This is a genomic window from Bradyrhizobium sp. P2_E8, assembly GCF_056403875.1.
On sequence record NZ_JBFUES010000822.1, the window covers coordinates 1 to 3440 of the forward strand.

The 3440-nt window shown below is 65.1% G+C and carries 3 protein-coding genes and 1 pseudogene; all 4 read right to left on the reverse strand.

The window, feature by feature from the left end:
* Nucleotides 1–532: maleate cis-trans isomerase family protein (locus AC1D00_RS32475; RefSeq protein WP_477013477.1), on the reverse strand; the 532-nt coding region annotated here is incomplete at its 3' end.
* Between the two features lie 3 nt (nt 533–535).
* The gene (locus tag AC1D00_RS32480; RefSeq protein ID WP_477013478.1) at nt 536–1312 is read right to left on the reverse strand and encodes an ABC transporter ATP-binding protein; all 777 of its coding nucleotides are present in this window, start codon (nt 1310–1312) and stop codon (nt 536–538) included.
* Entirely contained in the window at nt 1312–2163 is an 852-nt protein-coding gene (locus AC1D00_RS32485) for an ABC transporter permease (protein WP_404554562.1), read from the reverse strand. Before AC1D00_RS32485 ends, AC1D00_RS32480 begins: the two co-directional genes overlap by 1 nt.
* Nucleotides 2147–3150: pseudogene (locus AC1D00_RS32490) on the reverse strand (ABC transporter substrate-binding protein). Before AC1D00_RS32490 ends, AC1D00_RS32485 begins: the two are co-directional and overlap by 17 nt.
* Between the last annotated feature and the right edge of the window lie 290 nt (nt 3151–3440).

Here is a 3440-nt window from a genome sequence, read left to right on the forward strand (position 1 = left end):
CGACCGCGCGGATCATGCCGGCAATCGTCGCAGGCGCAACCTCGCCGAAGGAGAAATTGTCGCGCAGTCCGAGGTGCCGCTCCGTGTGCGGGGCGATTCCCGCCTCGGCCCAGACATCGCCGATCCGCCGCTGCACGTCGTCGGTGTAGGGCGAGACGAGGCCGACCCGTTTGGCGCCGAGCGCACGGGCGGCATCGATGCAGGCGAGCGTCGACGTGGTGGCCGGCACGCCTGTGCGCGCCGTGATAGCCTCGCAAAGGCTCCGGTCGCGGCCGACGCCGAGCCAGCTTGCGGACGTGCCGTTCCAGGCGATGGCGTCGACCTTGGCATCCGCCAGCAGATCCGCCGCCGGCAGCATCGCCGAGGCGTCGAACTGGCTCAGCGCAGCGGCGTCCAGTGCAATCTCGGTGACGCGGAAGCGGGAGAAATGCGCGGTGATGTCAGCCACGCCATGCAGCATGGCGCTGGTGACGGGCTCGAGCACCGAGTTGGAGGACGGTGTAATCATGCCGAGACGCTTGCGCATGACCATACTCTACGACGCCTGCGCAAGGCGCGTCGACTCCTCGCGGATCAAAGCCAGGATGTGGCGCTTGGCGTCGTTGAATTCGGGGCTGGTGATGTCCCGCGGGCGCGGCAGGTCGAAATTGACGGCCTCGCGGATCCGGCCCGGCCGCTTCGTCATCACCACGATCTTGTTGCCGAGCACCAGCGCCTCGTCGACGCTGTGGGTGACGAACACGATGGTGCAGCGGCGCTTCTGCCAGATCGCGACCAACTCCTCCTGCATTTCGAGCTTGGTCTGGGCGTCCAGCGCCGCGAACGGCTCGTCCATCAGGATGACGCTCGGGTTCATCAGGAGAGCGCGGGCGATGCCGACCCGCTGATTCATGCCGCCGGACATTTCGGAAGGATGATGGTGCTCGAAGCCGCTGAGGCCGACGAGATCGATGAACTCCATGGCGCGGTGGTGCCGCTCGGCTTTGCCGACGCCCTTGAGCTTGAGATGGAACGCGATGTTGTCGATGGCCGTGAGCCACGGCATCAGGGTCGGCTGCTGGAACACCACGCCGCGGTCCGAGCCGGGCCGCTCGACCTGCTTGCCGCCAACCAGCGTGCGGCCGCTTGTCGCCTGCTCGAAGCCGGCGATGATGTTGAGCAGCGTCGACTTRCCGCAGCCGGACGGGCCGAGCAGGCAGACGAAGTCATTGGCCTCGATATCGAGATTGACGTTGTCAAGGGTGAGCAAGTCACGGCCGCGCCGCTTGTCCGAAAACACCTTGACGATGTTGCGAAGCTCGATTGCCGCCATCAGCCTGCCCTGCCCTGCACGGTGGTCGTCTGCTGCCAGCGCAGCGTGCGCGCCATGATCGCCTTGAGGCCGAGGTCGGAGAGATAGCCGAGCAGTCCGATCGAGATCATCGCAGCTAACACGATGTCGTAGCGCAGGAAGTAGTAGGAATCCCACAGCACATAGCCGAGGCCGCTCTTCACCGCGACCATCTCGGCCGTGACCGTCAGCATCCAGGCGGATCCGACCGCGATGCGCAGGCCTGCGAAGATCGAGGGCAGCGCCGCCGGCAGCACGATGTCGGTCAGCATCTGCCGCTGGCTTGCGCCCATCATCGCGCCGGCACGCACGAGATTGTGGTCCACAGTCTTGACGCCGTGAATGCTGTTCATCAGCACCGGGAAGAAGGCGCCGAGGAAGACCAGGAAGATCGCCGGCTTGTCGGCAATGCCGAACCAGATGATCGCCAGCGGGATCCAGGACACCGGCGGGATCGGACGCAGCATCTGGAGCGTCGGCTCCAGCGTCTTCTCGAACAGGCGCGACCAGCCGATCGCGACGCCGGCGAGAATGCCGAAGAGGCTTGCCAGCGCAAAGCCGCCGAACACGCGAAGAGCGCTGGCGAGCGCATCGCGCAGCCAGTGGCCCGAATAGGTCTGCGTGGTCTCGTCGAAGCCGAACACCCAGTCGCCGAGCGCATGCAGCACCGCGCTCGGCGCCGGCAGCAGCGCCGGCGGCAGCATGCCGCTGCGGGCGAAGGCCTCCCAACCGGCGATCAGCAGCGCGGGGACGACGACGCGTTCGAGCCCCTGAAACGCCCGTGTCAGCCGGAACGCGCCCCTTGCCGGCGCGGCGTCAATAACCGAGGTCATTCTTGGCTTTTCCCGTGGCCTGCTCGAGGAACGAATAGTCCATGTTCTTCTCCGCGTCCGCGGAGACGTCCTTCGCAATGTATTTGAGATCGCGCATCATCGCGGCGATCGCGAGCGTCTGCGAGCGATGGATCGCGGGATCCGGCGAGGCATTCTTCAGCGCTTCGGTCGCCACCGTCTTGTCGAGGCCGGTGAGCTTGTTGATGACGTCGATCCACGGCGCCTTGTCGGCGATCAGCTTGTTGTCAAGCTCGACCACCGCGGTGACCACGCCCTGGACGCCGGCGCGCTGGCTGGCGATCACGTCGGATCGGGTGACGATGAGGTTGGTCAGATTGCCGGCGGCCTGGTCGTAGGCAGCACGAAGTGCTTGCCGGCGCCGGCGAGCCTGATCTGCGAGGCGAACGGCTCGACCGAGCAGATCAAGTCGACCTCGCCGCGCTGCAAGGCTGCGAGGTGGTCCGACGGATTGGGAATGTTGATGAACTGGATGTCCTTGTTGGGATCGACGCCCTGCTTGAGGAACGCGCCGCGCATGTGGATGTCCTGCGCATTGCCGCGGGACGCCGCGACCTTCAGCGGCTGGCCGTCGCTCTTCGCCTTCAGAGCGGTCGCCTTGAACGTAGCCCAGTCCTCCGGCGGCAGGTTCAGCTTCGCGGAGGAGAGGCATTCCGAGCCGCCGTTGATCTGGCCTGATACGGCGACGACGTCGAAGCCTTTGTCGAGCGCGGTGATGTAGTGGAGATAGGTGACCTGGGCGACGTCGATGCTCTTCGACACCAAAGCGGTGAGAACGTCATTGCCCGAGTTGAAGCCGGTGGCCTCGACCTCGACACCCTTCGCCATGCCTGCAACCAGCGACATCGGCAGGCAGTGCGCGCATTTGGCGTAACCGAGCTTGATCTTGGCGGTCTGCGCGGAGGCGAGATCGCTTCCACCGAACATCGCCGCCATCACCACGAGGCCCAATCGCAAACTCGTCCGCATCGCTTACTCCGTTTCGAAGGCGCGAGGTCTCGCGCGTCGTGCAAGATCATCGGTCGGCCTTTGCGGCAGCGCAACGGGGATTCTGCATGCTGCATACAATTTGCGCGTTGTGCCATTGTTTTCAGCGAGATGCGTCGGTATTTTGGGCAAGTCAAAGGGCTGGAAACGGCTAAGATGAGCGCAAGCAGTGAGGCACGCGTGCAGCAGAAATCGGAAGCGCCGAAGGGACGAAAGTCGCCCAAACTCAAGCGGATGGGCCTGCATGAGCGCGCCGCCGCGCGGATGCGGAC